The following is a 9179-nucleotide window of genomic DNA, read 5'->3' as shown; positions in this document are numbered from 1 at the left end:
AAAAGTAACTTTCTTATATCGAACTCACGTTAAATAGTTACTTAGCTTGCGAAACTTGAGTAATTAACAATTGATAATTAACCATTAACCATTAATTATTGGTTCCAGTCTATTTTTCTGGAGGCATACATCACTAGGGCTAAGATCGTGAAAAGTCCCAGACTACCCACCAGTAGGGCATAGTTTTCCAGCTGGATAATCACATAGATAAAGCCGTACAAGGCCGTCAAGGCCGCTCCGATAAAGAGAGGAAATTTCCTACTCTTAAGAATGGCCACCGAGTACAGTGCGATAAGCCCTATGGTCATCACCGAGGAGAGAAGGTACGCCAAGGTAAAACTACTGTGTTCGGTAATGGAGACAAGCAGGGTATAGAAAAGCACCAAGGCCAAGCCAATCATCGTATATTGGAAGATATGGATCTTTATCTTGCTGATATGCTGCAATAAGAAAAAGATAAGGAAGGTCAGCCCAATGACTAAGAAACCATACTTGGCAGCCCGTTCATTCTGCTGATACTCATCCACGGGGATTACAAAATTCACCTGATAGGCATAAGAACTAATCTTGGGCAATTCCCCAAAGGACTGCTGGGAGAAGGGGCGGTTCAGGTATAGCACCCGCCAAGAGGCCGTGAACCCCTGCGGGGTGATTTGCTTCTCATAAGGTAAGAAATTCCCTACAAAGCTCGGATTCGGCCAGTTGGACGAAATCGTCCCTTCGGTACTCTTGCCTATAGGGGCAATAGCGATGTGCTTGCTGCCATCATAGGTAATAGAAAGAGCGAAGTCCAGGGGCTTGCTGAGCTCCTCCTTGGGGATAAAGGCTGTTTGTAAGGAGGCCATACGGCTACTTCTATAATTACCGTAGGATTCTCCTTCTATTTCTACGACAGCATTAGGGTCTTCCCAAGAGTAATCAGAGGTTTCTCCCTCCTGGTCATAAATAGGCTCAAAGGGGTAGGACTTCCCACCTAAGGTAATCGTTACGATGTTCTTGATACTGCTTAGGTTGGTGGTACGAATAAGGATGGTAGCTTTGTCCCAGTCTATATCTTCGTCCAAGACTCCTTTGCTGGAGAAATCAGGAGCTATATACCGACCGGTAAAGTCCATAGCGGCGGTGAATACAGCCGATTCGTAGTTGTTGCGCTTCCTTACCTCGGTCTGTACATGGGAGTTGTTTTTCAGCTCTTCAGGGAAGAAGTAGGCATAGGAAGTGGTGTAGGTCGTGCGTTTTGTATCCGAATAGACCTTGTAAGGTATCTTTAGGATAGGCCCATAGAAGTAGATTGCACTGCCCCATTTGGAGTCAATTTCATCTACTACACGCTCCTGACGGGACTTCCGTTCCCGTACCAACTCCTTGACAAAAGATAGCGGAATGAGCAATAAGAGCGCCAAGGTTCCTATAAGGAACATTCGGAAAGTGTTGGATTGCAATAAGTTTGCAAAAAAGGATTTTTGTGTATTCATGGTATAAGGATTTTTAGATAATAAACATTGGAAAGTGACAGCACCATTAATTAACAATTAACAATTGCTAAAAGCGCTTTGTATTTCAAAGTAAAAAATATAAAAAAATATAGTGATTGTTAGTCACTAGTCGTTAGTCACTAGTCGTTAGTCACTAGTCACTCGTCGTTAGTCACTCGTTGTTAGTCACTATCACTGGTCATTACAATGATTTTCTCAAGGGCTTCCAAGTGTTCTTGGAAGGCTTGGCGCCCTTTATCGGTAGCCTTGTAGCGGGTGTTCGTTTTGCGACCAATAAAAGTCTTCTCCACGGTGATATACGCCTCATTCTCAAGAGCACGGGTATGGCTGGCCAAGTTACCGTCCGTAACGCCCAAGAGTTCCTTGAGGGTGTTAAAGTCGGTACTTTCATTGACCATCAGTACCGACATGATTGCCAAGCGAATACGATGATCAAAAGCTTTATTGATATGTGCTAAAAGCGTTTTCAAAATGTCTCAATTATCCGTCCCATCCTATGTGGGTAATTTCTTTTCCTTCAAAGTCTATATCTAACAAATGATCAGGGGTAAAAATATCCCCAGCACTTATATGAGCAGCAACTCCTGTACTCCCAATATACATATGGCCGCTATATACCTCCAAAGTATTATACCAATTATCATCAGCCTGAGGGGTATATTCCCTACAATGCTCATTGTAATAGCTGATGAGTGTTGTTTTAGCATCTGAAAGCCATTCTAAATACTTATTTATACTATGCAAACAACTCTCTAAAGGAGTTTCTTTATTTATAAAGAAAGAAAAATTCTCTCCTTCTACTTCTTTGCCCAAAATAACTACTTTCTTCGTTGAGAGCACATATTCGCATTCCGACTCAAAATCTTCTACTTTCTCAAAATCAGCCACTTTAAGAGTTTTCTGCTTTTTCTTTGCTTTCAATTTGCGAATATCCTTGATACAAAAAGTATTTTTATGCGTTTTGGCTTTGTCTTCCAAAACTAATAGTTTGCTTTTCTCCTTATAATTGGTAGGGTCAGCAATGCGTAAGAAAGTCTCATAAGCAGAGAGATGGTATTCTAATAGGGTGTAAGTATCAGCAAGGATACGTTCCTCTTCCTTAGTACGTTCTTCTTTGGCTTGCAAGTCATATAACAAGTCATAAAGAGCTATCGCTCCTTCATGATAGTCTGTTGCTTTGCGAAAAGCATTAGAAGCATCAATATAGCGCTTTAATATTTCTGTCATTACTTTATTTCTTTCTATTGCGTTCGTATTTGAAGTGCATAATACCTCCATAAAGGATATGGCATAGGCCAAAACCTAAAGTCCAAAACAAAAGCCCATAACCAGGAAAATAGGCCGCTAATAAGCCTAATACGATTTCAGTAATCCCAAGGAAATGCACATCACCAAAAGTGTATTTGCTCACATTCACGCAGGCCAATCCGTAGAATATCAGGGTCATAGGAGCGAGCAAGCCATAGTGTCCGTTCCTTAGTAGCAGCACACAGAGGATGCCTCCGGTGAGCAGAGGAAGGGCAAAGTTGTACAAAGCACGCTTGGAAGTGGCATTGACCAAGCTCTCTCCATTGCGTTTGGCCTTGTAGGAGGAGAACAGATAAGCGGTAACGATGGAGGAGATAAGTACGCCTAAGGCTATCGCTATCAATTTCTTAAAGGTGTAGCTTTCCAAAATCACATAAGGCTTCTGCAAGTGGTGTGCTTCCAAAATCACAAAGGCAGCACCTGCCCCTACAAGGGCATATACCCCGGCCAATACTCCTGAGAGTCCACTCAAGGAGAGAAATTGGGTGGAGCGACGCATCATCTGGCGTATTTCCTTTAGATCATCTAAGTATTTATGGGCTTCCATACAAAAGTACTTTGAGTTGCAAAGTAACGATAAATAATTGACATCTCCAAATGTTTTTTCGGATTTTTTTTAATCATCTCATTGACAAATCATCTCATTGGAAAATTAGCTCATTGCCTCATTGGCAAATTAGGAAATTATCCTTATCTTTGCCCCTTGATACAGAAAGAAGTATAAGGTACTTTTTGTAAAAATAGAATATACGGCTATGAACGAACTTAAGTCTATAGAAATCAATCACTTTACAACTTTATCGGGGAAGGAATACCCGCGCTTGGAACTGACCTATCAGCTCTTTGGACAGCCCTTAGGGGCAGCACCAGTGATTGTGGTCAATCATGCTCTTACGGGCAACTCTCAGGTGATTGGTAAGGAGGGTTGGTGGAACCAAACCGTAGGGGAGGGGCAACCCTTTGATACGCGAACCCATACGGTGATTTGCTTTAATATCCCTGGCAATGGCTACCGCAATGGCGCGCTCATTACCGACTATAGGCAATGGACAGCCCGCGATGTGGCTCGTATCTTCCTCTTGGGCTTGCAGCAGCTGGGGGTAGGGCATGTGGATATCCTTTCAGGAAGCTCCTTAGGCGGCGGTATTGCCTGGGAGATGCTTGCCTTGGCGCCTGAATATGTAACCCACTTCTTTGCCGTGGCTACCGACTGGAAGACTACCGACTGGGTAATAGCCAACTGTTTGGTACAGGAACGACTCTTGGAGGGCAACAACCCCTTGCACGATGCCCGCATGCACGCCATGCTCTGTTATCGCACCCCAGCCTCTCTCAAGGAAAAGTTCGACCGTAGTATCAATATCGAGCGCAACCGCTTCAATACCGAGACTTGGCTGCTTCATCATGGAGAAAAACTCCAAAACCGCTTTACCCTTGAGGCTTATAAGCTCATGAATCAGTTGGTTAAAACCATTGACATCTGCAAGGATAGGGGAAGTTTCCAACAGGTCATGGCACCGGTTACCACCCAGATACACATCATCGCTACCGATACCGATTTGTATTTTGTCCCTCAGGAGAACAGACTCACCTATGAGGCCTTACAGCAGCTGGGCAAGCAAGTCACCTACCATGAGATCCACTCCATCCATGGGCACGATGCCTTTCTGATAGAGTTCGACCAGCTGGACAGCTTTATTCGTCCCTGTCTTAGCTAAAAAACTTTGGCTAAAAAACAAAGTTTTTATTTTCTTCTTATTATTTTTTGTATATTTGCACCCACAATAGTTTTAATCAACAAATTTATTATCAAACTCATGAAAGTATCTCATTTCTTAACTCTCTTGTGCCTTAGTGCCACAGCATTGGGATGGGCACAGCCCAAACTCAATGACTCTTGGAAGGATAACCACCTGAATGAAACCCTCGAAACCCCTCTTGGATTTCTAAGAAAGGAGAAAACCAATGTGGATAAGGTAGATTATGCCTTAGGGGTAGATAAAAACAACAAAATCAAGTATATAGAAACCAGCAGCGCCACCTTCAAGGTGGGTACTTACAACCTTTCGACCAAGCTGTTCGACTTCAAAAACTATACCTATACCCGCTATTTCGAGGGCTGGGGCTACTACCTAAGAATCAACCCTTCTTGGTGTGCCTACTTCGGCAAAGGGAAGCCTACCAAGGACAGCCGTCCTATTTTCTATTTCAATTATGACTTCGGTAAGGCAGAGGGAAAGCCTATCTTTGATGCCAATTATGAGGAGGTATTAGCCGCTCAGCAAAAAGCTGAAAAAGAAAAAGCCGAGAAAAAAGCAAAGGAAAAAGAGGCAATAGCCAAGAAAAATGCAGAATATGAAAAGGAAAAAGCACGCTTAGAAAAGGAAAAAGCAGCCAAAGAAAAGGCCGAACTCGAGCGCAAACTCGCCCTACAGAAAGAAGCCGATAGGCGAAAAGCTGAAGAAGAGGCCAAGAAAAAAGCAGAGGAAGAGGCCAAGCGTAAGTACGCACAAGAAGTAGCCGAGTACAACGCTAAAAAAGAGGCCGAAAGAAAAGCAAAAGAAGAGGAGAAAAAACGCCGCTCTGAGGAGTTCCGTACCGGACAGCGCGTGGTCAATACCGAAACGACCGATACAGCAACCAGCACAACCTCTTCCGCCCCTTCGGGTGCCCTACAAGGAGGAGAAAAGCTATTGGACAACAACCTAAAGGCTAAAATCAAAAAGTCCCTTCGAGATTACCAATCCTATATCAATAAAAATCAGAAACGTACCGAGGACTATCCTTTAGTACTGATCAACTATAAGGATGTGATGGACTACCCACAAGCGGAGTTGGCCAAAATTAAAAAGATTGTTTCCACTACCGTTTTCAAAAAAGGAGCCCCTCGTACAACCGACTTCAAAGAAAAAGGTGCCAATGGGGTCGTAATTATCAAAGTAGAGTTTTAATTGAGTTTATTGTTTTTTATTTAATGAGAAAGGTATCGCTGCTGGCGATACCTTTTTTACTTGAGAGGGACTTAGCTATCGGGTGAGCTTCTTGTATTTGATACGGGTGGGGGTAACCTCCTTGCCAAGGCGTTTCTTCTTATTTTCTTCGTATTCGGAAAAGCTACCCTCGAAGAAATACACCTGCGAATCACCTTCAAAGGCTAAGATATGGGTACAGATACGGTCTAAGAACCAACGGTCGTGGGAGATTACTACCGCACAGCCAGCAAAGTTCTCCAAGCCTTCTTCCAAAGCACGTAGTGTATTGACATCCAGGTCGTTGGTAGGCTCGTCCAAGAGTAGCACGTTGCCTTCTTCCTTCAGTGTCATAGCCAAGTGCAATCGGTTGCGCTCCCCTCCAGAAAGGGTGGCTACCTTTTTGTTTTGCTCGCTACCGGAGAAGTTAAAGCGACTTAGGTAGGCACGCGAGTTCACCTGGCGACCGCCCATGAGGATAAGGTCTTGCCCCTCGGAGAAGTTCTCCCAAATGCTCTTTTCAGGGTCTATATTCTTATGGGTCTGATCCACATAGGCGATTTTTACGGTATCTCCTACGAGGAACTCCCCTCCATCGGGCTTCTCTTCGCCCATGATCATACGGAAGATAGTGGATTTCCCGGCACCATTGGGGCCTATCACCCCTACGATACCCGCCTGTGGGAGGACAAAGTTCAGGTCATCATAGAGGAGCTTCTCCCCAAAAGCCTTACTTACATGGCGCGCTTCTATCACCTGGGTACCCAGGCGAGGTCCATTAGGGATATAGATTTCGAGCTTTTCCTCCAATTGTTTTTGGTCTTCACTCAGTAGGCGGTCATAGTTCTGCAAGCGCGCTTTCTGTTTGGCTTGGCGCCCTTTGGCGCCTTTTCGTACCCACTCAAGCTCGCGCTCGAGTACCTTCTGGCGCTTGGTTTCCGCTTTTTGCTCTTGGGCAAGGCGTTTGGCCTTTTGATCCAGCCAAGAGGAGTAGTTGCCCTTCCATGGGATTCCCTCTCCACGGTCAAGCTCTAAGATCCAGCCCGCTACATTGTCCAAGAAATAACGGTCGTGGGTCACGGCAATCACCGTACCTGCATACTGTTGCAGATGCTGCTCGAGCCATAGCACCGACTCGGCATCCAGGTGGTTGGTAGGCTCGTCCAAGAGCAATACATCAGGCTGTTGCAATAGCAGGCGGCAGAGCGCTACTCGGCGGCGTTCCCCTCCGGAGAGTACCTTGATAGGGGTATCAGGATCAGGAGTACGGAGGGCATCCATGGCCACTTCTAATTGATTGTCAAGCTCCCAAGCGTTCAGCGCATCTATCCTGTCTTGTAACTCCGCCTGCTTGTCCATCAGCTTTTGCATCTTCTCCGGATCGGAGTAGTTCTCCTCTAAGCCAAAAAGGTCATTGATGTGGTTGAACTCCTCCAAGAGCTTCACCGTCTCGGCTACCCCCTCGCGAACGACCTCAATAACCGTTTTTTCCTCGTCTAATTTGGGTTCTTGCTCTAAGTAACCCACTGTATAGCCAGGGGCAAAAACCACTTCGCCCTGATAGTTCTTGTCTATCCCCGCGATGATCTTCAGTAGGGACGACTTACCCGCCCCATTGAGCCCCAGAATACCAATCTTAGCCCCATAGAAGAAACTCAGATAGATATCCTTAAGCACCTGTTTGTTGGTAGATGAATAGGTCTTACTGACCTTATTCATGGAAAAGATAATCTTTTGATCGTCTGCCATAATAAAGTGAAAAATTAAGGGCAAATATACGAATTATTTTGTATATTTGTCGCCAATATTTGTCTTGTTTGATAGCTGATAATACGAATCAATAACTAAAACTATGTATCGAATTATTATATTAACATTTTTAGCTTGTACCATTACCCTACAAGCACAGACTTTCAAAGTCGCTCAGCAGCTTTGTACAGATGGCAATTCCCGCCCATACGTGGTCTATACACCTAAGAGTGAAGGGGCTAAACCCAAACCTCTATTGGTATTCTTACACGGGGCGGTGGCTACCCCCCAGGTGAATGCCAATCCCGAAGGCTACGCACGCAAGTCGCCATTAGTAGCGATAGCAGAATCTGCCGACTGCTTTCTGCTTTTCCCTTTTGGGCAAAAAGGAGCTGCGTGGTTTGACCATGTAGGTCAGCAGATGGTGTTGGACGAGATAGCCGCCGTACAGCATCAGTATCCTATTGACCCTAATAGAATCTTCTTATCAGGCTTTTCTGATGGGGGGTCAGGCGTATATTACTTCGCTATGACACATCCCGACCTTTTTGCGGGCTTTATTGCGATGAATGGCAGCCTAAAAGTAGCCAGTATGCTGGGCGAGGAGGAGCTATTCCCCTGCAATATGAACCAAAAACCACTATATATACTCAACACCACCGGCGATAGCCTCTATCCTCTGGAGCAGATCACCCCTTCTATCGACTTCCTACAGAAAGAAAACCCTAATATCACTTTTAAAATCCCTATAGGTGACCATTTTCTGAGCTATCTACCCCAAGAGCAAGCAGGTATAGTGACTTTTATCAATAGCCATAGCCGTCAGCCGCTCACCCATATTGTCTGGGAAACCTCTGACATTAGCAGAATCAACCGGATAGGATGGCTACAGCTGCAAACACTCGCCCTCGACCAGGAACGCGCCCCTTGGCATACCCTTTATCCTGAAGTGAAGATACAAAACAACAAAGCCGACTTGGGGGTTAAATACGACTATACCTATAAAGGTAAGGGTATGCGTATAGCAGGCTTTAAAAATGATACCGTTACAGCCAAACGTTTGGGAGCTAAAGAGGGGGATATACTCATCGCCTTAGAGCGTGACAGTATTCGCTCGCCGATGGCGCCAATGCGCTATACTACCAAGAAGAAAGCCGGCGACCCTACCGAACTAACGGTACTGCGAGAGGGTACAGCAGTAGTACTGAAAGGCAATTTCAACCAAGGATACCCCTATACACTACTAAAACACCAACATAAAACGGCCAAGATTGAAGCCGAAATAAGAGGTAAAGAAGTGTATGTACGCACCTCACGCATAGGCACATACGAAATAGATAGGAGACAAACACCGGTGAAAATCAAGAGGAAAGTAAAAAATCTCACAGATAAGCCTTAAAAAAGTTTTGTTTTCAAATTAGGTACCCTCGCTGGTGCGTTTCTTGTAGCTCGTGCCTATGATATTAAGAACTTGGGTAATGGGTAATGTATCAGATGTGTTGTTAAAATTTCAATAACCTACTAATCAACACAATACAAAAGAACTGCCCTACTATTTCCCTTTATACACCATAGAGACAAGCGTTTTTTAAGTCTATAAAGCGCTCTAAATAGTGCGAGGGAAATTGTGAATTGGGCACAAGCTAAAGTCGCTGAA

General features: G+C 44.6%; 8 protein-coding genes. 3 read left to right on the top strand and 5 right to left on the bottom strand.

Annotation, left to right across the window (positions count from 1 at the left end; genetic code table 11):
- Positions 1-95: 95 nt before the first annotated feature.
- The 4 genes from creD to HMPREF1551_RS02775 form a co-directional block, all read right to left on the bottom strand.
- Positions 96-1475: a cell envelope integrity protein CreD gene (gene creD, locus HMPREF1551_RS02790; protein ID WP_021627511.1), complete on the bottom strand. Its 1380-nt coding sequence runs from the start codon at positions 1473-1475 to the stop codon at positions 96-98.
- A gap of 182 nt (positions 1476-1657) precedes the next feature.
- A complete protein-coding gene (locus HMPREF1551_RS02785; RefSeq protein WP_034544193.1) occupies positions 1658-1966 on the bottom strand; it encodes a winged helix-turn-helix domain-containing protein in 309 nt (102 codons plus the stop codon).
- A gap of 10 nt (positions 1967-1976) precedes the next feature.
- Complete coding sequence (locus tag HMPREF1551_RS02780) at positions 1977-2723, bottom strand: hypothetical protein (RefSeq protein WP_021627509.1); 747 nt, start codon at positions 2721-2723, stop codon at positions 1977-1979.
- Positions 2724-2727: 4 nt separating this feature from the next.
- Positions 2728-3351: a hypothetical protein gene (locus HMPREF1551_RS02775; RefSeq protein WP_021627508.1), complete on the bottom strand. Its 624-nt coding sequence runs from the start codon at positions 3349-3351 to the stop codon at positions 2728-2730.
- A 208-nt stretch (positions 3352-3559) separates the two neighbouring features.
- On the opposite strand from HMPREF1551_RS02775, the gene HMPREF1551_RS02770 reads away from it, so the two are divergent.
- Positions 3560-4522: an alpha/beta fold hydrolase gene (locus tag HMPREF1551_RS02770; RefSeq protein ID WP_021627506.1), complete on the top strand. Its 963-nt coding sequence runs from the start codon at positions 3560-3562 to the stop codon at positions 4520-4522.
- 99 nt (positions 4523-4621) lie between these two features.
- Positions 4622-5755 (top strand): hypothetical protein, encoded by a 1134-nt coding sequence (locus HMPREF1551_RS02765; protein WP_034544192.1) that lies wholly within the window; start codon positions 4622-4624, stop codon positions 5753-5755.
- 75 nt (positions 5756-5830) lie between these two features.
- Here the strand turns inward: HMPREF1551_RS02765 and ettA are convergent, their stop codons facing one another.
- The gene (gene ettA, locus HMPREF1551_RS02760; RefSeq protein WP_021627504.1) at positions 5831-7522 is read right to left on the bottom strand and encodes an energy-dependent translational throttle protein EttA; all 1692 of its coding nucleotides are present in this window, start codon (positions 7520-7522) and stop codon (positions 5831-5833) included.
- 103 nt (positions 7523-7625) lie between these two features.
- Between ettA and HMPREF1551_RS02755 the strand changes: the two genes are divergently transcribed.
- Positions 7626-8921: a prolyl oligopeptidase family serine peptidase gene (locus HMPREF1551_RS02755; RefSeq protein WP_021627503.1), complete on the top strand. Its 1296-nt coding sequence runs from the start codon at positions 7626-7628 to the stop codon at positions 8919-8921.
- The last annotated feature ends 258 nt before the right edge of the window (positions 8922-9179 follow it).

Source organism: Capnocytophaga sp. oral taxon 863 str. F0517 (genome assembly GCF_000466425.1).
Taxonomy (GTDB): domain Bacteria; phylum Bacteroidota; class Bacteroidia; order Flavobacteriales; family Flavobacteriaceae; genus Capnocytophaga.
The sequence above is the reverse complement of the archived record's forward strand: the minus strand, read 5'-3'. Positions and strand labels throughout refer to the sequence as shown.

Bases quoted from the DNA above. Each gene is read 5' to 3' on its own strand.
- HMPREF1551_RS02770 (WP_021627506.1), top strand. From the start codon at position 3,560: ATGAACGAACTTAAGTCTATAGAAATCAATCACTTTACAACTTTATCG.
- ettA (WP_021627504.1), bottom strand. From the start codon at position 7,522: ATGGCAGACGATCAAAAGATTATCTTTTCCATGAATAAGGTCAGTAAG.
- HMPREF1551_RS02765 (WP_034544192.1), top strand. From the start codon at position 4,622: ATGAAAGTATCTCATTTCTTAACTCTCTTGTGCCTTAGTGCCACAGCA.
- HMPREF1551_RS02755 (WP_021627503.1), top strand. From the start codon at position 7,626: ATGTATCGAATTATTATATTAACATTTTTAGCTTGTACCATTACCCTA.
- creD (WP_021627511.1), bottom strand. From the start codon at position 1,475: ATGAATACACAAAAATCCTTTTTTGCAAACTTATTGCAATCCAACACT.
- HMPREF1551_RS02775 (WP_021627508.1), bottom strand. From the start codon at position 3,351: ATGGAAGCCCATAAATACTTAGATGATCTAAAGGAAATACGCCAGATG.
- HMPREF1551_RS02780 (WP_021627509.1), bottom strand. From the start codon at position 2,723: ATGACAGAAATATTAAAGCGCTATATTGATGCTTCTAATGCTTTTCGC.